This window comes from Neisseria sp. DTU_2021_1001991_1_SI_NGA_ILE_055, assembly GCF_032342915.1.
Lineage (GTDB): Bacteria > Pseudomonadota > Gammaproteobacteria > Burkholderiales > Neisseriaceae > Neisseria.
Genome location: NZ_CP135440.1, coordinates 85,930 through 106,889 on the forward strand (window position 1 = coordinate 85,930; position 20,960 = coordinate 106,889).

Below are 20,960 nucleotides of genomic sequence, written 5' to 3' on the forward strand. Positions count from 1 at the left end.
CTATGCCTTATTAAGACTCAATAGCAGATCTCTAAATGCATTCGGATCTTTAATAAATGTCATTTCACCTGATTGAGGAAAATGGAAATCCAGTAGGCGGGACACCCAGAAACGGATACATCCGGCTCTTTGTGCCGTAGGGAAATATGCACGTTCTTCATCAGATAAAGGACGCACGCTTTCATAGCCATGGATAAAAGCATCATAAAGAGCAGGGTCTAATTTATTATCGGCTGTCCGCGCCCAGTCGTTAACTGCAATGGCCAAGTCGTACATGAAATTACCATTGCACGCATAATAAAAATCGATAAAGCCGGAAACTTCATCTCCATTAAGCAATACGTTGTCTTTAAATAAATCGGCATGGATAATACCGGAAGGCAAATGTTCTCCAAGATTTTCATCTAAAGCAGCAATTTCAGCTTGAAGCAGTTTGGCATCTTCGCTATCTAAAACCGGGAGCAACTGAGTGCAGGCATCGTGCCACCAGCCATCATAACGGGGATTTTTCATTTTTAAAGGAAAATCTTGGCCGGCTAAATGCATTTTGGCCAACATCGCACCAGTGTGGAAACATTGTGCCTCAGTCGGCCAGCCGGTATCGGAGCCATTCAAACAGGTTACCAAGCAAGCAGGTTTTCCGGCTAACATAGAATGCAGTCCACCATCTTTACGAGCAATCGGAGCGGCGCAGGCAACGCCATTTTGGCTCAAGTGTTGATTTAGCTCTAAAAAGAAAGGCAGTTCCTCTGATTTTAAAACCTCAAAAACAGTCAACACATAACGACCAGTTGAGGTAGTTAGAAAATAATTACTGTTAGTAATTCCTTGAGCAATCCCCTGCAAAGAGACAAAATCTCCCAAATCATATTGCAGCAAGAAATCGCGCATTTGAGCGTCGGAAACACTGGTATAGACAGACATAGCAAACTCGAAGCTGAAATAAAATCAAAGAAACATCATACCAAAAAACAAGCGGCAACAATATAAATTAAAGCATAGGTCAAATTCAAAAGGCCGTCTGAAACCAAGATTTCAGACGGCCTTAGTATTGAACCGGGTTGGATATTGGAAGCGAATAGGGAAGATTTGAATGTTTTTAGAAAAATAAAAAACCTGTTAAAACAGGGGAGTGATTAAATTTTCGAAAATAATTTCGAGAAAGGTGTTGACTGGTTTTGTTGGGAGGCGTATAGTTCGGTTCTTCGCTGCTGACGCGGTGAAGAAAACGAAGCAGACAGTATAACACAGTTGGTTGAAATTTTCGATAATTTTAGTTGACTTTTGAAAATTGTACTGTATAATTCGATTCGCTCTTTAAAAAACAGATTACCGATAAGTGTGAGTGCATTAGGCCTCACACTGTTTGAAAGACAGACAAGATGATGTTTTAGACATTGTCCTGTCGGTTTCTTTGAAGCAGACCAGAAGTTATAAGTTAGAGATTGAACATAAGAGTTTGATCCTGGCTCAGATTGAACGCTGGCGGCATGCTTTACACATGCAAGTCGGACGGCAGCACAGAGAAGCTTGCTTCTTGGGTGGCGAGTGGCGAACGGGTGAGTAACATATCGGAACGTACCGAGTAATGGGGGATAACTAATCGAAAGATTAGCTAATACCGCATATTCTCTGAGGAGGAAAGCAGGGGACCTTCGGGCCTTGCGTTATTCGAGCGGCCGATATCTGATTAGCTAGTTGGTGGGGTAAAGGCCTACCAAGGCGACGATCAGTAGCGGGTCTGAGAGGATGATCCGCCACACTGGGACTGAGACACGGCCCAGACTCCTACGGGAGGCAGCAGTGGGGAATTTTGGACAATGGGCGCAAGCCTGATCCAGCCATGCCGCGTGTCTGAAGAAGGCCTTCGGGTTGTAAAGGACTTTTGTCAGGGAAGAAAAGGCTGTTGCTAATACCGACAGCTGATGACGGTACCTGAAGAATAAGCACCGGCTAACTACGTGCCAGCAGCCGCGGTAATACGTAGGGTGCGAGCGTTAATCGGAATTACTGGGCGTAAAGCGAGCGCAGACGGTTACTTAAGCAGGATGTGAAATCCCCGGGCTCAACCTGGGAACTGCGTTCTGAACTGGGTGACTAGAGTGTGTCAGAGGGAGGTAGAATTCCACGTGTAGCAGTGAAATGCGTAGAGATGTGGAGGAATACCGATGGCGAAGGCAGCCTCCTGGGATAACACTGACGTTCATGCTCGAAAGCGTGGGTAGCAAACAGGATTAGATACCCTGGTAGTCCACGCCCTAAACGATGTCAATTAGCTGTTGGGCAACTTGATTGCTTAGTAGCGTAGCTAACGCGTGAAATTGACCGCCTGGGGAGTACGGTCGCAAGATTAAAACTCAAAGGAATTGACGGGGACCCGCACAAGCGGTGGATGATGTGGATTAATTCGATGCAACGCGAAGAACCTTACCTGGTCTTGACATGTACGGAATCCTCCAGAGACGGAGGAGTGCCTTCGGGAGCTGTAACACAGGTGCTGCATGGCTGTCGTCAGCTCGTGTCGTGAGATGTTGGGTTAAGTCCCGCAACGAGCGCAACCCTTGTCATTAGTTGCCATCATTAAGTTGGGCACTCTAATGAGACTGCCGGTGACAAGCCGGAGGAAGGTGGGGATGACGTCAAGTCCTCATGGCCCTTATGACCAGGGCTTCACACGTCATACAATGGTCGGTACAGAGGGTAGCCAAGCCGCGAGGCGGAGCCAATCTCACAAAACCGATCGTAGTCCGGATTGCACTCTGCAACTCGAGTGCATGAAGTCGGAATCGCTAGTAATCGCAGGTCAGCATACTGCGGTGAATACGTTCCCGGGTCTTGTACACACCGCCCGTCACACCATGGGAGTGGGGGATACCAGAAGTAGGTAGGGTAACCGCAAGGAGCCCGCTTACCACGGTATGCTTCATGACTGGGGTGAAGTCGTAACAAGGTAGCCGTAGGGGAACCTGCGGCTGGATCACCTCCTTTCTAGAGAAAGAAGAGGACTGATGCATTCACACTTATCGGTAAACTGTAAAAGATGCGGAAGAGAAAAGCTTGAGTGAAGACAAGATTCGCTTAAGAAGAGAATCCGGGTTTGTAGCTCAGCTGGTTAGAGCACACGCTTGATAAGCGTGGGGTCGGAGGTTCAAGTCCTCCCAGACCCACCAAGAACGGGGGCATAGCTCAGTTGGTAGAGCACCTGCTTTGCAAGCAGGGGGTCATCGGTTCGATCCCGTTTGCCTCCACCAAGCACTTTACAAATCAAAGGAAGCCTGCTATACTTAGCAGCTTATTTTGATTTGCGAAGTGAAATATCGACGCATCGATCTTTAACAAATTGGAAAGCCGAAATCAACAAACAAAGACAATGAGTTTGTTTTGATTTTTTATTCTTTGCAAAGGATAAAAAATCTCTCGCAAGAGAAAAGAAAACAAACACAGTATTTGGGTGATGATTGTATCGACTTAATCCTGAAACACAAAAGGCAGGATTAAGACACAACAAGCAGTAAGCTTTATCAAAGTAGGAATTTCAAGTTTGCTTCCCTAGTCAACGGGTAGGTAAACAAAGTCAGAGAGGTTCTTGAAATGATAGAGTCAAGTGAATAAGTGCATCAGGTGGATGCCTTGGCGATGATAGGCGACGAAGGACGTGTAAGCCTGCGAAAAGCGCGGGGGAGCTGGCAATAAAGCTATGATCCCGCGGTGTCCGAATGGGGAAACCCACCTCTTAGGAGGTATCCTTATCTGAATACATAGGATAAGCGAAGCGAACCCGGAGAACTGAACCATCTAAGTACCCGGAGGAAAAGAAATCAACCGAGATTCCGCAAGTAGTGGCGAGCGAACGCGGAGGAGCCTGTACGTGATAACTGTCGAGATAGAAGAACAAGCTGGGAAGCTTGACCATAGTGGGTGATAGTCCCGTATTCGAAATCTCAACAGTGGTACTAAGCGTACGAAAAGTAGGGCGGGACACGTGAAATCCTGTCTGAATATGGGGGGACCATCCTCCAAGGCTAAATACTCATCATCGACCGATAGTGAACCAGTACCGTGAGGGAAAGGCGAAAAGAACCCCGGGAGGGGAGTGAAATAGAACCTGAAACCTGATGCATACAAACAGTGGGAGCACCCTTGTGGTGTGACTGCGTACCTTTTGTATAATGGGTCAACGACTTACATTCAGTAGCGAGCTTAACCGAATAGGGGAGGCGTAGGGAAACCGAGTCTTAATAGGGCGAACAGTTGCTGGGTGTAGACCCGAAACCGAGTGATCTATCCATGGCCAGGTTGAAGGTGCCGTAACAGGTACTGGAGGACCGAACCCACGCATGTTGCAAAATGCGGGGATGAGCTGTGGATAGGGGTGAAAGGCTAAACAAACTCGGAGATAGCTGGTTCTCCCCGAAAACTATTTAGGTAGTGCCTCGAGCAAGACACTGATGGGGGTAAAGCACTGTTATGGCTAGGGGGTTATTGCAACTTACCAACCCATGGCAAACTAAGAATACCATCAAGTGGTTCCTCGGGAGACAGACAGCGGGTGCTAACGTCCGTTGTCAAGAGGGAAACAACCCAGACCGCCAGCTAAGGTCCCAAATGATAGATTAAGTGGTAAACGAAGTGGGAAGGCCCAGACAGCCAGGATGTTGGCTTAGAAGCAGCCATCATTTAAAGAAAGCGTAATAGCTCACTGGTCGAGTCGTCCTGCGCGGAAGATGTAACGGGGCTCAAATCTATAACCGAAGCTGCGGATGCCAGTTTACTGGCATGGTAGGGGAGCGTTCTGTAGGCCGATGAAGGTGCATTGTAAAGTGTGCTGGAGGTATCAGAAGTGCGAATGTTGACATGAGTAGCGATAAAGCGGGTGAAAAGCCCGCTCGCCGAAAGCCCAAGGTTTCCTACGCAACGTTCATCGGCGTAGGGTGAGTCGGCCCCTAAGGCGAGGCAGAAATGCGTAGTCGATGGGAAACAGGTTAATATTCCTGTACTTGATTCAAATGCGATGTGGGGACGGAGAAGGTTAGGTTAGCAAGCTGTTGGAATAGCTTGTTTAAGCCGGTAGGTGGAAGACTTAGGCAAATCCGGGTCTTCTTAACACCGAGAAGTGACGACGAGTGTCTACGGACATGAAGTAACCGATACCACGCTTCCAGGAAAAGCCACTAAGCTTCAGTTTGAATCGAACCGTACCGCAAACCGACACAGGTGGGCAGGATGAGAATTCTAAGGCGCTTGAGAGAACTCGGGAGAAGGAACTCGGCAAATTGATACCGTAACTTCGGGAGAAGGTATGCCCTCTAAGGTTAAGGACTTGCTCCGTAAGCCCTGGAGGGTCGCAGAGAATAGGTGGCTGCGACTGTTTATTAAAAACACAGCACTCTGCTAACACGAAAGTGGACGTATAGGGTGTGACGCCTGCCCGGTGCTGGAAGGTTAATTGAAGATGTGCAAGCATCGGATCGAAGCCCCAGTAAACGGCGGCCGTAACTATAACGGTCCTAAGGTAGCGAAATTCCTTGTCGGGTAAGTTCCGACCCGCACGAATGGCGTAACGATGGCCACACTGTCTCCTCCCGAGACTCAGCGAAGTTGAAGTGGTTGTGAAGATGCAATCTACCCGCTGCTAGACGGAAAGACCCCGTGAACCTTTACTGTAGCTTTGCATTGGACTTTGAAGTCACTTGTGTAGGATAGGTGGGAGGCTTTGAAGCAGAGACGCCAGTCTCTGTGGAGCCGTCCTTGAAATACCACCCTGGTGTCTTTGAGGTTCTAACCCAGACCCGTAATCCGGGTCGGGGACCGTGCATGGTAGGCAGTTTGACTGGGGCGGTCTCCTCCCAAAGAGTAACGGAGGAGTTCGAAGGTTACCTAGGTCCGGTCGGAAATCGGACTGATAGTGCAATGGCAAAAGGTAGCTTAACTGCGAGACCGACAAGTCGAGCAGGTGCGAAAGCAGGACATAGTGATCCGGTGGTTCTGTATGGAAGGGCCATCGCTCAACGGATAAAAGGTACTCCGGGGATAACAGGCTGATTCCGCCCAAGAGTTCATATCGACGGCGGAGTTTGGCACCTCGATGTCGGCTCATCACATCCTGGGGCTGTAGTCGGTCCCAAGGGTATGGCTGTTCGCCATTTAAAGTGGTACGTGAGCTGGGTTTAAAACGTCGTGAGACAGTTTGGTCCCTATCTGCAGTGGGCGTTGGAAGTTTGACGGGGGCTGCTCCTAGTACGAGAGGACCGGAGTGGACGAACCTCTGGTGTACCGGTTGTAACGCCAGTTGCATAGCCGGGTAGCTAAGTTCGGAAGAGATAAGCGCTGAAAGCATCTAAGCGCGAAACTCGCCTGAAGATGAGACTTCCCTTGTGGTTTAACCACACTAAAGAGTCGTTCGAGACCAGGACGTTGATAGGTGGGGTGTGGAAGCGCGGTAACGCGTGAAGCTAACCCATACTAATTGCTCGTGAGGCTTGACTCTATCATTTGAAGAACTTCAAATAATAAAAGCTTACTGACTGATTCAGTCATCACCGAATAATTGATTAAGGCTTTACCGATTTGTAACAGTTTAAGTTTGGCGGCCATAGCGAGTTGGTCCCACGCCTTCCCATCCCGAACAGGACCGTGAAACGACTCAGCGCCGATGATAGTGTGGTTCTTCCATGTGAAAGTAGGTCACCGCCAAACACCCATTCCGAAGCCCCCGACTGATGTCGGGGGCTTTTTATATGCCTGTCGTTTCTATCGGTTTGGCGGCAGAATTGGGATAACAGGTGTTGGGGTCAAACATTGGGATAGTGATGTACCGGTGTTTATGGAGTATTCGTGCATCTTGGCATTTGAATTAGAAATATTTATCCTGTTGTTATTCTTGCACAAAAGTACCGAAAGTTACGGTTAACCGTTTGGAATGTTTGAAATCGAACGGTATTTGCGTTAATATGTCGTATGCATTTATATGGAATGGGGCCGTGTTCTACTGTCGTGTGGCAGTGTCGGCGGGGTGGGGAAAACCGTCCTGCAGACGGCCCGGTTGATTCAATCTGACACGTTATAGGAAAACCCTGATGAAGAAATTTTTATTTGGTGTAGTTGCCGCCGTTTGTACGGCGTTCTCTTTGGCTGCCGTGAACGTCAATACGGCCTCTTCTGCGGAACTGGAGGCATTGCCGGGTATCGGCCCGGCTAAGGCGAAGGCGATTGTGGAATACCGTCAGAAGAACGGTGCGTTCAAATCGGTGGAGGAGCTGAAAAACGTGAAGGGCATCGGTGATGCGGTGCTGAACAAGTTGAAGGCGGAGGCGACGGTTTCTTCTGCCGCGCCTAAGGCCGCCCAACCTGCCGTGAAAAAATAAGCCGGACTCTGCCTGAGACCTTTGCAAAATTCCTCAAAATCCCCTAAATTCCCACAAAGACATTTAGGGGATTTTTCATGAGTACCTTCTTCCAGCAAACCGCACAAGCCATGATTGCCAAACACATCGACCGCTTCCCGCTATTGAAGTTGGATCAGGTGATTGATTGGCAACCGATCGAACAATACCTGAATCGTCAAAAAATCCGTTACCTCCGAGACCACCGCGGCCGTCCCGCCTATCCCCTGTTGTCCATGTTCAAAGCCGTCCTGCTCGGACAATGGCACAGCCTCTCCGATCCCGAACTCGAACACAGCCTCATCACCCGCATCGATTTCAACCTGTTTTGCCGTTTTGACGAACTGAGCATCCCCGATTACAGCACCTTATGCCGCTACCGCAACTGGCTGGCGCAAGACGACACCCTGTCCGAACTACTGGAGCTGATCAACCGCCAACTGACCGAAAAAGGCCTAAAAATAGAGAAAGCATCCGCCGCCGTCGTTGATGCCACTATTATTCAGACCGCCGGCAGCAAACAGCGCCAGGCCATAGAAGTCGACGAGGAAGGACAAGTCAGCGGCCAAGCCACACCGAGTAAAGACAGCGATGCCCGTTGGATAAAGAAAAACGGCCTCTACAAACTCGGTTACAAACAACATACCCGTACCGATGCGGAAGGCTATATCGAGAAACTGCACATCACCCCCGCCAATGCCCATGAGTGCAAACACCTGTCGCCTTTGTTGGAAGGTCTGCCCAAAGGTACGACCGTCTATGCCGATAAAGGCTATGACAGTGAGGAAAACCGGCAACATCTGGAAGAGCATCGGTTACAGGACGGCATTATGCGCAAAGCCCACCGCAACCGTCCGCTGACGGAAGCGCAAACCAAACGTAACCGATATTTGTCGAAGACCCGTTATGTGGTCGAACAAAGCTTCGGTACGCTGCACCGTAAATTCCGCTATGCGCGGGCAGCCTATTTCGGGCTGATCAAAGTGAGTGCGCAAAGCCATCTGAAGGCGATGTGTTTGAACCTGTTGAAAGCCGCCAACAGGCTAAACGTGCCTGTTGCCGCCTAAAAGGCGGCCCGGATGCCTGATTAATCAGGTATCCAAGGGGGATTAAGGGGGGATTTGAGTAGAAGCAGTGCATATTTGAAACAAAAACAGCCGAAAATCTTTGTTTGGATCTCGGCTGTCGGAAGGAAAGGAATTTTGCAAAGGTCTCTGCCTGTATGCCGCCCTGCGGCCGAACCGTTTGCCGGTTGGGCCCGGGGCGGCTTTGTTTGGCGGCGGAAATGAGAGCTTGAGATCTTTGCATAATTTCCAAAAATCTCCTAAATCCCACAAAAATATTTAAAAGACTTTTTGGGTATTTTGCAAAGATCACAAATGAAAAACCATCAAAATCATGAACCCACTCAACTACATCGGCAAACCGGGCGCAAACCTGCCGCCAAACTGCAAAACAACGGCAAAACCGTCGACTGCGCCCTGCCTTGGGATATCGGCCACGGCGGCGATTATGACTTGGACGAACTGTTTACCTGGATGAAACAAGTCAGCAGCTCTGCAAAATAAGCGTTCACAATATAGATTGGGATGAGATTTGGTATCCCCCGTTTTGATTGGGGAAATGGCGTGTTTTTACACTATTGAAGTACCTGTTTGTGCCAGAAAAGGGACACTGATACCTAATTATTGGGTATCTGGGATGCCTGAGGAGAATAAGAGGGGGATTTAAAGCTAAAATAGCCGAAACCCTATGTTTGAGTTTCAGCCATCGTGAAAATAGTAAAGAAAACTATTTTAAAATGTCTAAGGCCGTCTGAAATCTAACTTAAGGTTTCAGACAGCCTGTTATTATAAAGACAATGTTTCTAGATACACATCGGCCAACAAGAGCGACATCCTGTTAATACTATTGCTATAGCACCATATAATAAGCCAAACTTAAATATATTTTTTCTACGATATTTATGGTTCATTTTTGTCTCTTTCTTAAGCTTTAAAGCTAATAAATTTGGTAAGTTTCTATTCATTAAAAATCTAATTAAATCCGTTTTTTCAATGTCGGCAATATTGCATCCCAAGCCGTTAAAGCCTCCTGTTCACTTAATGGGGAACCGGCAGAATTGTTATCACTGGTACCGAAAGTCATCTTAAATCTCACACTGCCATCATCTTTTTCCCAAATAAATAGATATCGTTTCCCCTGCCACTTAACAAGTTTCTCACTGCCGGCCATGCCGTTGATGTTCCGGCTTCCCTGGCGAATCGTGCTATATTTTGCCAATGACATAAGTCTGCCCATAACACTATTTTTCTTAACAAGATCTCGCTTCAATAAAGGTTTGTCATCTTTCTCCAAAGATCCACCTGTCGTTAGCTCGGCATAAACGTCTTTATAGTTTTTGATTTTGATGCCCGCACTGCCAAAAAACGGCTCAGTTCCCTTATCGACAATAAATCCCTCTGTTAAACAGATACCCTGTTGCTGCGGAATTTCACTTTCATTACGATCTCTCAATTTATCGAAAAAATCATTTCGTATATGCCTAATAGCTTCGTCAACTTTACTTTTTTCCAGCTGTTTAAGGTTTGGTGGCTCTTTACCATTGACAGGCATAATGCGTACAAAAGCTCTAATGGAATAGGCATCGTTCTTACCTAGCTTGAAATAGAAATCGACATAATAGATCATCCCTTTTAGATGCTTTGACACCGAGTGTTCCCAAGAACCCGGAGCCTGTGTCACTATAGCTATCGCTTTATTAGGAATAACTGTACGGTTTTCTATAAAACTATCACTTCCATTATATCCTTTTTCTTTAACCTCTAATGCGGATTCTACTTCTAGATTCCAATAATCTGGTCGCACTCTTATCTGCCAACCATTGTATTTAAGCCAACCAGTTCCACTTATACGGTTAGATGGTAAGTTAATTTGGTAACGCCCACTACAAAATGGCTGCGCCGTCCAATATGCATTATCGGCAGCAAATGGCTTATCTACTGCCTGGACGGTAGAAAGTGTGGTAGAGAGAAACAGTGTAGAGATTAATGGAATACGGTGTAACATAAATTTTCTTTGACAGATAAACTGACCGATAATTAAATTATGACAATGAATTTAATATAGTATCTGTGATAATGCCAATGGTAAAGGGATAAGGATTAACGGAAAAAAGCCTGTCTGAAAGGTTGAATTTTGCAAAGGTCTCAGTCTGTTGACGACATTTGATGCATAAAAATGCGCCATAAAATTTTTAATTGACTAAAATTTTCCTCATATTGAACAAGAAGTTGGAAAATTAGAAAGTTTTTGTATTTTGAAAATGGGATCGATCATAAAATTTTAGTAACTTATATTATCGCAAGGTCTTAAGCCGTCTGAAAGATGCTGAAATCAGCTTTCAGACGGCCTTGTCGTAAGATGAGTTTTGATATTGGCGTACTTTTTTAAATACGGATAAAATCCCTGCTAATTATTTATAACAATATTTTTAGGATACACAGTGCTTGCTTTAGATTATTGTCGTCAAAAGGCTGCGGAAAGCCATTCCAGTTTTTTATCCGGTTTTCGTTTTTTATCAGTAGAAAAACGAAATGCGATCACTGTTTTATATGCTTTTTGTCGCGAACTGGATGATGTGGTCGATGGCTGTACCGATCCGAATGTGGCTCAGATTACCTTGAATTGGTGGCGCAGTGATTTGGAGAAAGTGTTTAATAATGAGATGCCTGAACATCCTGTTCATCAAGCTTTAAAAGATATTCGGGCAAGTTTTGATTTGCCGAAGAATGAATTTGAAGCTTTGATTGATGGCATGCAGATGGATTTGGAGCAGGCTCGTTATGGTAGTTTTGATGAATTAAAGCTGTATTGCCACCGTGTTGCCGGAGTAGTAGGGTGTCTTATTGCACGGATTTTAGGTTTTTCAAATCCTCAAACTTTGGAATATGCGGACAAAATGGGCTTGGCTTTGCAGTTGACGAACATTATTCGTGATGTGGGCGAAGATGCACGGCAGGGAAGAATTTATTTGCCGATAGAGGAAATGCAAAAATTTGATGTGCCTGCCAACGTCATTATGCAGTGCAAACCGACAGACAATTTTGCGAAATTAATGCAGTTTCAAGTGGATAGGGCGCGTGAAACTTATCGTGAGGCTATGTTGCTTTTGCCGGCTGCGGATAAGAAATCGCAAAAAGTCGGCCTGATTATGGCGGCCATTTATTATGCGTTGTTAAATGAAATCGACCGTGATGGCGCACAAAATGTGTTGACTTACAAAATTGCGATTCCTTCTCCCCGTAAAAAACGTATTGCTTTGAAAACTTGGCTGTTTGGATTTAAACCATGAATATTTGGCGTCCAAAAATTGCTGTGATTGGTGCCGGTTGGGCAGGTTTGTCTGCGGCGGTTTCCCTGATTCATCGAGCTGATATTGCTTTGTTTGAAGCCGGGAGGCAGGCTGGTGGTAGGGCGCGTGCCTTAGCCGGGAAAAATGATGGATTCAGCTTTTTGGATAATGGGCAGCATATCTTGCTGGGTGCGTATCATGGTGTTCAAACTTTGATGCAACATATTGGCGCTCAACCTGAATCAGCCTTTTTACGCCAGCCTTTGCAATGGTACACCCATGAGGGATTGCAGTTTCAGACGGCCTCTCTGCCTGCGCCTTGGCATTTGCTTGTCGGTATCCTGCGTGCGAAAAATCTTTCCTTTTCATTGAGAATCAAATTGCTGTCGGATATGTCGGCATTGCAACGTTGGGCAGGCCATCATAAAACTGATTTGACCGTTGCAAAGTGGTTGAGAACACGAAATGTTCCCCGCAGCCTGCTTGGGCAATTTTGGCAACCTTTGGTCTGGGGTGCTTTAAATACGCCGTTAGAACAGGCATCGTTACGCATTTTATGCAATGTATTGAATGATGGCGTGTGGTCTGAAAAGGCGAACAGCGATTATCTTTTGCCCAAGCAGGATTTAGGGCAGGTCGTAGCCAAACCGGCTTTGGATTTCCTACACAAGCATGGTGCAAAAATCCATCTTGAAACCCGTATTACACATTTAAACCATCATATTGATGGCCGAATTGAAATCAATGGCGAAGTATTTGATGCGGTGATTTTGGCTGTTGCGCCATATCATGTTGATGCGCTTTTGCCTGAAGATACGCCTAACTATATTCAGACGGCCTATCAATCGTTGCACTATCATGCGATTACTACGGTTTATTTGAGTTATGCCCAAGCAGTCAAACTGCCTGCGCCTTTAACCGGGTTTGCCGATGGTACAGCGCAGTGGGTACTGCATCGGGGGGCGTTAGGTTTGCCGGATAATGAAGTCGCGGTCGTCATCAGCGTTTCCGATTACACCGAGGCTTGGAAGGACAAAGATTTAGCCGAGAAAATTCATGCGGACATTAAGCGGGTTTGTCCGGATTTGGATAAACCCGAAGCTATACGCATTATTACGGAAAAACGCGCGACTACGGCGGCAACGGTTGATTTTGTACAACCTGATTTCTCATGGCTGCACCATCGCCGTATTTATCCGGCCGGCGACTATCTCCATCCGCGCTATCCGGCAACCTTGGAAGCGGCGGTTCAGTCAGGTTTTGCCGCGGCTGAAAAGCTTATGTTGGATTTGCGGGTTGAATAAACTGAGGCTGTCTGAATGTTCAGACGGCCTTTTTGACTTTACAAAACTTACCAAGCCGATACAATATCCGAAACCATAAAGTTCAAGGAAAAGTCATGACGACATTAGCGGACAAAACCATCTTGGTTACCGGCGCATCCCAAGGTTTGGGCGAGCAGGTTGCCAAAGCCTATGCGGCGGCCGGAGCGACTGTCATTTTGGTGGCGCGTCATCAAAAGCGTTTGGAAAAAGTATATGATGCCATTGTGGCTGCGGGCAGCCCAGAACCGTTTGCCATCTGCTTTGATTTGATGAGCGCGGAGGAGAAAGAGTTTAAGCAATTCGCAGAAACCATTGATGAAGCCACAGGCGGAAAACTGGATGGCGTGGTGCATTGCGCCAGCTATTTCTATGCTTTGTCGCCATTGGACTTCCAAACTGTATCGGAATGGGTCAACCAATACCGCATCAATACCGTTGCGCCTATGGGCTTGACCCGTGCGCTGTTTCCATTGTTGAAGCAATCCGAAGACGCTTCTGTAATTTTTGTCGGCGAAAGTCACGGCGAGAAGCCGCAAGCCTATTGGGGCGGTTTCGGTGCCTCCAAAGCCGCGCTCAATTATTTGTGTAAAGTGGCCGCGGATGAGTGGGAACGTTTTGACAACCTGCGTGCCAATGTTTTGGTGCCGGGTGCCATCAATTCGCCGCAACGTATCAAATCTCATCCGGGCGAATCGAAAAGCGAACGTAAAAACTACGAAGATGTCCTGCCGCAATTTATTTGGTGGGCAAGCCAAGAGAGCAGGGGGCGGACAGGCGAAATCGTCTATCTGTAAATCTACCTGCTCAGAGTGGTTTAAGAACATGAGGCCGTCTGAAATCTATATTTTCAGACGGCCTTTAACTTATTGAGTTTTATATCTAAATAATATGGAAGTTTGATGTTTGACGTATTAACAGGCAAAATCAGGCTGGCACAAAATTAGATATAGTAATCTAAGTTATAGTTATATTGGATAAATATGACGGAATTTGACTTTATCAGACAATATTTGCAGCGACAAAAATCGGAAGGTCTGATTTTAGGCATAGGGGACGATGCCGCTATTATTCGCCCAAGTAACGGATTTGATTTATGTTTTAGCGCTGATATGTTGGTTAAGGGTAGACATTTTTTTGAAGATGTTTTGCCTGAAGATTTGGCATGGAAAATGCTTGCAGTAAATTTGTCCGATATGGCCGCTATGGGTGCCAAGCCGCGTTGGGTGTTGCTCAGTGCTGCGTTGCCTGAATTGAATCAAGACTGGCTCAAACGTTTTTGCGATAGCTTTTTTGCTTTGGCCGCTCGTTTTGATACGGTGTTGATTGGCGGCGATACCACCAAAGGCGATTTGGTCTTTAATGTAACGATAGTAGGTGAAGTTCCGACAGGACGTGCCCTGCGGCGTGATGGGGCCGAAGTCGGCGACGATATTTGGGTATCGGGTCGGTTGGGTTTGGCTGCCGCTGCTTTGAACCAACATCTTGGGCATTATCAATTGCCGTCTGAAATCATGGCAGTTTGCGATGATAAATTGCTCCGTCCGGAGCCGCGCGTTTCATTAGGTCAGGCATTGTTGCCGTTTGCCCATGCCGCGCAAGATGTTTCAGACGGCCTGGCTCAAGATGTGGGGCATATTTTAAAAGCCTCTGCTGTCGGGGCGGAAATATTTGCCGATTGTGTGCCGTCGTTGCCTGAATTGAAAAATGTTTTGTCGCGCGAACAATGGTTGTCCGCAGTATTGGCCGGCGGCGATGATTACGAACTGATTTTTACTGCTGCCCCAGAAGATAGAGAACGCGTTTGTCAGGCGGCGGAACAAAGTGGCGTACCGGTCGCCCGAATTGGTAAAATGACTGACTCAGGCCGTCTGAATATTTTGGATGCCGAAGGCGGCGTATTGGAACTGACTTCTTTAGGATTTGATCATTTTGGCTGAACGTAAACCTACTTTTTCTTGGCTGTTGCACAAACCATTGTGTTTTTTAGGATTCGGTTTCGGCAGCGGCTTGTCGCCGGTTGCGCCGGGTACGGCAGGAACGCTGGCCGCATTACCCCTGGCTTTTGTATTGTGCCTGTTGGGCATAGACGGCTGGATATTGCTTTTATTGTGTATCGCCTTGTTTTTCTGGGGCATCCGCATTTGCGGTTATACCGAGAGGGAACTGGGCATTCAGGATTACGGCGGTATCGTTTGGGATGAAATTGTCGCGATGCTACTGGTGCTGTCGCTGATTCCGTTTAAATGGAGCTGGTGGCTGGCGGCTTTTGTTATTTTCCGCTTGTTTGATGCGTTAAAACCATGGCCGATCAAATGGTTTGACCGACGGATTCATGGAGGTTTAGGCATTATGCTTGATGATTTGATTGCGGCTGTAATGACCTTGATGGTCTTGGGCCTGTTTTATTGGATCGCGTGATGCGTTTTAAGTGTTTCGACCCTTTGCAAAAATAGGGCGGGCACGCCGGAATTCCGGATTGAAATAAAATAAATACCATACGGGGTAAACAATTATGAATGAAATCGAGATTAACGTGGAGCCGCGTTATATGGCCGGCCAAAGCGACGTCTACCGCGACCGCTACGCCTTCAATTATCTGATTACTATCTGCAACCGCAGCGATGAAATCATTACTTTGCGTCAGCGTTTTTGGGAAATCACCGACGGACACGGTGAGACAGAGCAGGTCGGTCATGCCGGCTTGATTGAAGAGCAGCCTGTTTTGTATCCGGGCGAAGCCTATGAGTACAACAGCGGCTCGCAAATCAGCACGCCTTGGGGCAGTATTGAAGGCGCGTATGAGTTTGAAGACAGCATCGGCAAACGTTTCGTTATCGGGGTGCCGAAGCTTGAATTCAAAGCAGGCTTTACGTTGCAATAGGCCGTCTGAAAAATGAAAAACCGGAGCATGTAAAATGTTCCGGTTTTGTTTTTTCAGACGGCCTTATCAGTCTTTGCAAGGCTGTACCAATACCCACGGCGCTACGACAACCGCCCACATTTCCTGCTTATCCTTTAGAAAAGTACGCGCCATATCATCGCTGACGGCACCGAATTTGCCTTGTTCCATCCATTGTTTCAATGGCGCGGCTTCATCTTCGGCAACATGGCGGGCGACGGCAATCAAATCCAAATCGGGCGCAACATAAATGGCGGCACCGCGTGCGAAGTGGGGTTGCAGCTCTTCCCATGAAATGCGGGCGGTTTCGGTATTGAGTTTTTCGTTTAAGAGTGGAATAGACATAGGACAATCATCAAATAAAAAACGGATTGTAACCGATATTCGGCCTTTTGCCCGATGCCGTCTGAAAACGAAAGAAATTTACAGGGTTAACGTTATACAGTATCATTTTAGAGTTTTAATTTCTTTCAGACGGCCTGTTGTCCGTATTCGGGCAAGGGCGGTTTTAGGCTTATGAATTCTGTATTGTTGACCGGATTGCTGCAAAGGCTGCTGATTGCGCTTGTCGCATTGGCGGCGTTGTGGGCTGTATATTTTTGGGCGGTATCGCCATGAGTATCGTGGTGGAAAATCTGACGGTCAGCTATCAGCGCAGGCCGGTGGTGCACCATGTCGATATGGTGTTTGAAGATGGCAAGATGTGGACGATTTTCGGGCCGAACGGCGCGGGCAAATCGACCCTGCTCAAAGCCATTATGGGCTTGCAGAAGACGGATACGGGCAGCGTGCGCTATGAAAATATGGCGCGCAAGGATATTGCCTATCTGCCGCAGCAGTCGGATATTGACCGCAGCCAGCCGATGACGGTGTTTGAACTGGCGGCGATGGGGCTGTGGTATGAAATCGGCTTTTTCGGACGCGTGAACGCAGCGCAGAAAAAGCGCGTGATGGCGGCTTTGGAACGCGTGGAAATGCAGGATTTTGCCACGCGCCAAATCGCGCACTTGTCCAATGGTCAATTCCAACGCGTATTGTTTGCGCGGATGCTGGTGCAGGATGCCAAATTTTTGCTGCTGGACGAACCGTTTAACGCGGTGGATGCGCGAACGACTTATGCGCTGTTGGAAGTTTTGCGCCAGTGCCATCAGGACGGTCAGGCAGTGATTGCCGTGTTGCATGATTACGAGCAGGTGAGGGCATATTTTGCCAACACGCTGCTTTTGGCGCGTGAAAAAGTGACTGCCGGTGCGACGGAAAATGTGTTGACCGATGAATTTTTGGCACAGGCCAACCGAATGATGCAGAAACAGGAAGCGGCCGATTGGTGCGCGGTTTAATGGACAAGGCCGTCTGAAAGTAAGTGTTTTTCAGACGGCCTCAGGCTTTCAGAGATTAATAAAAAAGCGATAAAACATGGATTTATATGATTTGGTCGTCGCGCCGTTCGTCGAATTCGACTTTATGCGCTATGCCTTGGCGTCGATTTTCTGCCTGGCATTGAGCGCGGCGCCTGTCGGTGTGTTTTTGGTGATGCGCCGCATGAGTTTAGTGGGCGATGCCTTGAGCCATGCGGTTTTGCCCGGTGCGGCCATTGGCTATATGTTTGCCGGTTTGAGTTTGCCTGCGATGAGTGTCGGCGGTTTTGCGGCCGGTTTGCTGATGGCTTTGCTGGCCGGTTTGGTCAGCCGGTTTACTTCATTGAAAGAAGACGCGAACTTTGCCGCATTTTATTTGAGCAGCCTTGCCATCGGCGTGGTTTTGGTCAGCAAAAACGGCAGCAGCGTCGATTTGCTGCATTTGCTGTTTGGCTCGGTGTTGGCGGTGGATATTCCGGCTTTGCAGCTGATTGCCGTTTCTGCGAGTGTGACTATTTTGCTGATGGCGGTCATGTTCCGCCCACTGGTGTTGGAAAGCATAGACCCTTTGTTCCTCAAGGCTGTCGGCGGTAAGGGCGGCTTTTGGCATGTGCTGTTTTTGGTGCTGGTCGTGATGAATCTGGTTGCCGGTTTTCAGGCATTGGGTACGCTGATGTCGGTCGGTTTGATGATGTTGCCGGCGATTACTGCCAGACTGTGGGCGAAAAGCATGGGTTGGCTGATGATTTTGTCGGTTGCATTGGCTTTGCTTTGCGGCTTGGCAGGATTGTTGTTTTCCTACCATATCGAAATCCCGTCCGGCCCGGCGATTATTTTATGCTGCGGCACGCTTTACCTGATTTCCGTCGTGTTCGGTTGGGAAGGCGGTATTTTGGCAAAATGGCTGCGTCGCAAGAAACACCGTACGGCATGATTTTTCAGACGGCCGCTTGAATAATCAGGCGGTCTGTTTTATGATGATGTTAATGTTACGTTATATCACTGGAGAGAATATGAAACATTGGAAACTCGGCATCGTTGCCGCATTATTGACCGGTGCCGCTTATGCCGCTCCGTTGCCTGTTGTGACCAGCTTCAGCATTTTGGGCGACGTGGCCAAACAGATTGGCGGCGACCGCGTGGCCGTTCAAAGCTTGGTGGGCGCCAACCAAGACAGCCATGCCTACCACATGACCAGCGGCGACATCAAAAAAATCCGCAGTGCCAAATTGGTATTGCTCAACGGCTTGGGCTTGGAAGCCGCCGATGTACAGCGCGCAGTCAAACAGAGCAAAGTGCCTTTCGCCGAAGCGACCAAAGGCATTCAGGCCTTGAAAGCAGAAGAGGGCGGCCATCATCATGACCACGATCATGAAGGCCATCATCACGATCACGGCGAATTTGACCCGCACGTTTGGACCGACCCCGTCCTGATGGGTACTTATGCGCAAAACGTTGCTAATGCGCTTATTCAAGCCGATCCTGAAGGCAAAACCTACTATCAGCAACGTTTGGGCAACTATCAAATGCAGCTGAAAAAATTGCACAGCGATGCGCAGGCTGCCTTTAATGCCGTACCTGCCGCCAAGCGTAAAGTTTTGACCGGACACGATGCATTCACATACATGGGCAAACGCTACAATATTGAATTTATCGCCCCTCAAGGCGTGAGCAACGAAGCCGAGCCGTCTGCTAAACAAGTGGCTTCCATCATCCGTCAAATCAAACGCGAGGGCATTAAAGCCGTTTTTACCGAAAACATCAAAGACACACGCATGATTGACCGTATCGCCAAAGAAACCGGCGTCAACGTCAGCGGACGTTTGTATTCCGATGCACTGGGTGGCGCACCGGCCAACAGCTACATCGGCATGTACCGCTACAATGTCAAAGTTATGACCGATGCTATGAAAAAATAAAGCGGCTTAAGGATAAAGGCCGTCTGAAACCTTAAAAACAAGGTTTCAGACGGCCTTTTATATGCTTATTTTTAAAATAAACCGTCAAATTTAGAATATAAAAATAAAATTTGTGCTATTAGAAGTTTAATTATCAAAAATTCATGCTAATTTGCTTGGTAAGTACGCACCATCCGTGCGAATTGCTTATCGGCGGTCTGCCGGCCACTCACGGCTTGACTTCACCCTGTTACAATTCGGCATCTTCACGTTTCTTAAACTTACATCATGAGCAATCATTCGTCTTGGTCATCCAAAATCGGCTTTGTGCTTGCTGCGGCAGGCTCGGCCATCGGTTTGGGTGCAATTTGGAAATTCCCTTATACAGCCGGTACCAACGGCGGCGCCGTATTCTTTCTTTTGTTTTTGATTTTCACCATTTTGGTGGCTTTACCGGTTCAACTGGCCGAGTTTTATATTGGCCGTACGGGCGGTAAAAACGCCATTGATTCCTTTAAAGTATTGCGCCCGGGTTCGCAGTGGCCGTGGGTCGGCCGCATGGGTGTGGCTGCGTGTTTTATTTTGCTGTCGTTTTACAGCGTGGTCGGCGGCTGGGTGTTGAACTACGTCGTGCACAGCTTTACCGGTGAAATTCATGCCGGCGCAGACTTTGAAGCCTTGTTCGGCAACACGATTTCTTCACCGTTTGGTTCGCTGTTTTACCAAGGCTTGTTCATGCTGATTACCATTTGGGTGGTTAAAGGCGGCATTTCAGACGGCATTGAAAAGGCAAACCGCGTGTTGATGCCGGGTTTGTTTATCCTCTTTATCGCACTGGCTGTCCGTTCGCTGACCTTGCCCGGCGCAATGGAGGGCGTGGCATTCTTGTTGAAACCGGATTGGTCGTATTTGAAACCGGGCACGATGCTGACTGCTTTGGGTCAGGCATTTTTTGCCTTGAGTATCGGCGTGTCTGCGATGATTACCTATGCTTCGTATTTGGGTAAGGATCAGGATATGTTCCGCTCCGGCCATACGATTATGTGGATGAACCTGTTTGTATCATTGCTGGCCGGTTTGGTGATTTTCCCTGCGGTATTTGCCTTCGGTTTTGAACCAGGCCAAGGCCCCGGCCTGATTTTTGTCGTGTTACCTGCGGTTTTCATGAAAATGCCGATGGGTACTTATTTATTCGCCGTATTCATGCTGTTGGTTGTCTTTGCGACGCTGACTTCCGCGTTTTCCATGCTGGAAACCGTTATCGCGGCAACCATCCGTCAAGACGAGAAAAAGCGCAGCAGCCACGCTTGGGTAACCGGTATTGCGATTTTCATAGTCGGTATTCCTTCGGCGCTGTCATTTGGCGTTTGGGGCGAGTTTAAAATTTTCGGCAAAACCATTTTTGATTTGTGGGACTTCATCATTTCCGCCGTCATCATGCCGATTGGCGCATTGAGCGTTGCCGTGTTTACCTCATGGGTTCAGGACAAACAGTCCGTCCTGCGTGATGCGGGCATGGGCAGTACCGTGCCGAAACAGCTGCTTTACCTGTGGCTGGGTGCGCTTCGCTATCTTGCGCCGATTGCGATTGTTGTGGTGTTCATCAACTCTTTGGGTTTAATTTAATCCGATAGTGAGCAAACAGTCCGGCGTTGCATTGCTTCGCCGGACTGTTTGTTTAAAAACATCCTTAAAAATATTAAGGCCGTCTGAAAAATGTTCAGACGGCCTTTTTATAGATGCG

General features: G+C 47.7%; 15 protein-coding genes, 2 tRNA genes, 3 rRNA genes and 1 pseudogene. 18 read left to right on the forward strand and 3 right to left on the reverse strand.

The window, feature by feature from the left end:
* Positions 1-924, reverse strand: a complete 924-nt coding sequence (thrB, locus tag RRV97_RS00370) for a homoserine kinase (protein WP_315611623.1) — start codon at positions 922-924, stop codon at positions 1-3.
* A 523-nt stretch (positions 925-1,447) separates the two neighbouring features.
* On the opposite strand from thrB, the gene RRV97_RS00375 reads away from it, so the two are divergent.
* The 8 genes and pseudogenes from RRV97_RS00375 to RRV97_RS00410 form a co-directional block, all read left to right on the forward strand.
* Positions 1,448-2,988: ribosomal RNA gene (locus tag RRV97_RS00375) — 16S ribosomal RNA — on the forward strand.
* Between the two features lie 105 nt (positions 2,989-3,093).
* A tRNA-Ile gene (locus RRV97_RS00380) sits at positions 3,094-3,170 on the forward strand.
* A 5-nt stretch (positions 3,171-3,175) separates the two neighbouring features.
* Positions 3,176-3,251: transfer RNA gene (locus RRV97_RS00385), tRNA-Ala, on the forward strand.
* Positions 3,252-3,598: 347 nt separating this feature from the next.
* Positions 3,599-6,487, forward strand: a 23S ribosomal RNA gene (locus tag RRV97_RS00390).
* A gap of 95 nt (positions 6,488-6,582) precedes the next feature.
* A 5S ribosomal RNA gene (rrf, locus tag RRV97_RS00395) occupies positions 6,583-6,696 on the forward strand.
* The 16S, 23S and 5S rRNA genes sit together here with 2 tRNA genes alongside, the layout of an rRNA operon.
* A gap of 380 nt (positions 6,697-7,076) precedes the next feature.
* Complete coding sequence (locus RRV97_RS00400) at positions 7,077-7,364, forward strand: ComEA family DNA-binding protein (RefSeq protein ID WP_049323884.1); 288 nt, start codon at positions 7,077-7,079, stop codon at positions 7,362-7,364.
* A gap of 77 nt (positions 7,365-7,441) precedes the next feature.
* On the forward strand, positions 7,442-8,449 hold the full coding sequence (locus RRV97_RS00405; protein WP_315611624.1) for an IS5 family transposase: 1,008 nt from the start codon (positions 7,442-7,444) through the stop codon (positions 8,447-8,449).
* Positions 8,450-8,765: 316 nt separating this feature from the next.
* Positions 8,766-8,950: pseudogene (locus tag RRV97_RS00410) on the forward strand (alpha/beta hydrolase); the annotation flags it as partial.
* A gap of 472 nt (positions 8,951-9,422) precedes the next feature.
* On the opposite strand, the gene RRV97_RS00415 reads toward RRV97_RS00410, so the two are convergent.
* Positions 9,423-10,451, reverse strand: coding sequence for a T6SS immunity protein Tli4 family protein (locus tag RRV97_RS00415; protein ID WP_315611625.1), 1,029 nt, complete (start codon positions 10,449-10,451; stop codon positions 9,423-9,425).
* 436 nt (positions 10,452-10,887) lie between these two features.
* Between RRV97_RS00415 and hpnD the strand changes: the two genes are divergently transcribed.
* From hpnD to apaG, 6 genes are all read left to right on the forward strand, one after another.
* Positions 10,888-11,736 (forward strand): presqualene diphosphate synthase HpnD, encoded by an 849-nt coding sequence (hpnD, locus tag RRV97_RS00420; RefSeq protein WP_315611626.1) that lies wholly within the window; start codon positions 10,888-10,890, stop codon positions 11,734-11,736.
* A complete protein-coding gene (gene hpnE / locus RRV97_RS00425; RefSeq protein ID WP_315611627.1) occupies positions 11,733-13,040 on the forward strand; it encodes a hydroxysqualene dehydroxylase HpnE in 1,308 nt (435 codons plus the stop codon). The genes hpnD and hpnE overlap by 4 nt, the downstream gene beginning before the upstream one ends.
* A 95-nt stretch (positions 13,041-13,135) precedes the next feature.
* On the forward strand, positions 13,136-13,855 hold the full coding sequence (locus RRV97_RS00430) for an SDR family oxidoreductase (RefSeq protein ID WP_049331115.1): 720 nt from the start codon (positions 13,136-13,138) through the stop codon (positions 13,853-13,855).
* A gap of 186 nt (positions 13,856-14,041) precedes the next feature.
* Positions 14,042-14,998: a thiamine-phosphate kinase gene (gene thiL, locus RRV97_RS00435; protein ID WP_315611628.1), complete on the forward strand. Its 957-nt coding sequence runs from the start codon at positions 14,042-14,044 to the stop codon at positions 14,996-14,998.
* Positions 14,991-15,479, forward strand: a complete 489-nt coding sequence (locus RRV97_RS00440) for a phosphatidylglycerophosphatase A (RefSeq protein WP_039864429.1) — start codon at positions 14,991-14,993, stop codon at positions 15,477-15,479. Before thiL ends, RRV97_RS00440 begins: the two co-directional genes overlap by 8 nt.
* A 94-nt stretch (positions 15,480-15,573) precedes the next feature.
* Positions 15,574-15,942 (forward strand): Co2+/Mg2+ efflux protein ApaG, encoded by a 369-nt coding sequence (gene apaG, locus RRV97_RS00445; protein ID WP_003682575.1) that lies wholly within the window; start codon positions 15,574-15,576, stop codon positions 15,940-15,942.
* Between the two features lie 66 nt (positions 15,943-16,008).
* On the opposite strand, the gene RRV97_RS00450 is transcribed toward apaG, so the two are convergent.
* On the reverse strand, positions 16,009-16,305 hold the full coding sequence (locus tag RRV97_RS00450) for a DUF2288 domain-containing protein (protein ID WP_315611629.1): 297 nt from the start codon (positions 16,303-16,305) through the stop codon (positions 16,009-16,011).
* 269 nt (positions 16,306-16,574) lie between these two features.
* On the opposite strand from RRV97_RS00450, the gene RRV97_RS00455 reads away from it, so the two are divergent.
* The 4 genes from RRV97_RS00455 (at position 16,575) to RRV97_RS00470 (ending at position 20,842) form a co-directional block, all read left to right on the forward strand.
* Positions 16,575-17,300 carry a metal ABC transporter ATP-binding protein gene (locus RRV97_RS00455; RefSeq protein WP_070607635.1) on the forward strand — a complete coding sequence of 242 codons (726 nt, stop codon included), beginning with the start codon at positions 16,575-16,577 and terminating at the stop codon, positions 17,298-17,300.
* A gap of 76 nt (positions 17,301-17,376) precedes the next feature.
* On the forward strand, positions 17,377-18,252 hold the full coding sequence (locus RRV97_RS00460) for a metal ABC transporter permease (protein WP_003747573.1): 876 nt from the start codon (positions 17,377-17,379) through the stop codon (positions 18,250-18,252).
* Between the two features lie 79 nt (positions 18,253-18,331).
* Positions 18,332-19,237 carry a metal ABC transporter solute-binding protein, Zn/Mn family gene (locus RRV97_RS00465; protein WP_315611630.1) on the forward strand — a complete coding sequence of 302 codons (906 nt, stop codon included), beginning with the start codon at positions 18,332-18,334 and terminating at the stop codon, positions 19,235-19,237.
* A 267-nt stretch (positions 19,238-19,504) separates the two neighbouring features.
* Positions 19,505-20,842 (forward strand): sodium-dependent transporter, encoded by a 1,338-nt coding sequence (locus tag RRV97_RS00470; protein ID WP_315611631.1) that lies wholly within the window; start codon positions 19,505-19,507, stop codon positions 20,840-20,842.
* Positions 20,843-20,960: the final 118 nt, after the last annotated feature.

Coding starts and splice junctions, on each gene's coding strand:
- thrB (WP_315611623.1), bottom strand. CDS start 924: ATGTCTGTCTATACCAGTGTTTCCGACGCTCAAATGCGCGATTTCTTG.
- RRV97_RS00400 (WP_049323884.1), top strand. CDS start 7,077: ATGAAGAAATTTTTATTTGGTGTAGTTGCCGCCGTTTGTACGGCGTTC.
- RRV97_RS00405 (WP_315611624.1), top strand. CDS start 7,442: ATGAGTACCTTCTTCCAGCAAACCGCACAAGCCATGATTGCCAAACAC.
- RRV97_RS00415 (WP_315611625.1), bottom strand. CDS start 10,451: ATGTTACACCGTATTCCATTAATCTCTACACTGTTTCTCTCTACCACA.
- hpnE (WP_315611627.1), top strand. CDS start 11,733: ATGAATATTTGGCGTCCAAAAATTGCTGTGATTGGTGCCGGTTGGGCA.
- RRV97_RS00430 (WP_049331115.1), top strand. CDS start 13,136: ATGACGACATTAGCGGACAAAACCATCTTGGTTACCGGCGCATCCCAA.
- thiL (WP_315611628.1), top strand. CDS start 14,042: ATGACGGAATTTGACTTTATCAGACAATATTTGCAGCGACAAAAATCG.
- apaG (WP_003682575.1), top strand. CDS start 15,574: ATGAATGAAATCGAGATTAACGTGGAGCCGCGTTATATGGCCGGCCAA.
- RRV97_RS00450 (WP_315611629.1), bottom strand. CDS start 16,305: ATGTCTATTCCACTCTTAAACGAAAAACTCAATACCGAAACCGCCCGC.
- RRV97_RS00455 (WP_070607635.1), top strand. CDS start 16,575: ATGAGTATCGTGGTGGAAAATCTGACGGTCAGCTATCAGCGCAGGCCG.
- RRV97_RS00460 (WP_003747573.1), top strand. CDS start 17,377: ATGGATTTATATGATTTGGTCGTCGCGCCGTTCGTCGAATTCGACTTT.
- RRV97_RS00465 (WP_315611630.1), top strand. CDS start 18,332: ATGAAACATTGGAAACTCGGCATCGTTGCCGCATTATTGACCGGTGCC.
- RRV97_RS00470 (WP_315611631.1), top strand. CDS start 19,505: ATGAGCAATCATTCGTCTTGGTCATCCAAAATCGGCTTTGTGCTTGCT.